Below are 502 nucleotides of genomic sequence, written 5' to 3' on the forward strand. Positions count from 1 at the left end.
AAATGGTATCTACGATGAATTCGTGATTCCATCTGTCATCACAAAAGAAAACGGTGAGCCTGTTGCGAAAATCCAAGATGGCGATTCTGTGATTTTCTATAATTTCAGACCGGACCGCGCCATCCAGATTTCCAACACGTTCACAAACAAAGACTTCCGTGACTTCGACCGCGGCGAGAATTATCCAAAGAACCTGTATTTCGTCTACCTGACTCACTTCAGTGAAACTGTTGACGGCTATGTAGCGTTTAAACCGATAAATCTTGATAACACAGTCGGAGAAGTATTATCTCAGCACGGGTTAAAACAGCTTCGAATTGCAGAAACTGAAAAGTATCCGCACGTCACGTTCTTTATGAGCGGCGGCCGTGAAGCTGAATTCCCGGGTGAAGAGCGTATTCTCATCAACTCGCCTAAAGTTGCAACGTATGACTTGAAGCCTGAGATGAGTGCGTATGAAGTGAAGGACGCGCTTGTCAAAGAAATTGAAGCTGACAAGCAT

The 502-nt window shown here is 44.6% G+C and carries 1 pseudogene; it reads left to right on the forward strand.

Annotation, left to right across the window (positions count from 1 at the left end):
* Positions 1–502: pseudogene (gene gpmI / locus ACWHAR_RS32675) on the forward strand (2,3-bisphosphoglycerate-independent phosphoglycerate mutase); the annotation flags it as partial.

It is taken from the genome of Bacillus sp. LR--39 (genome assembly GCF_053613335.1).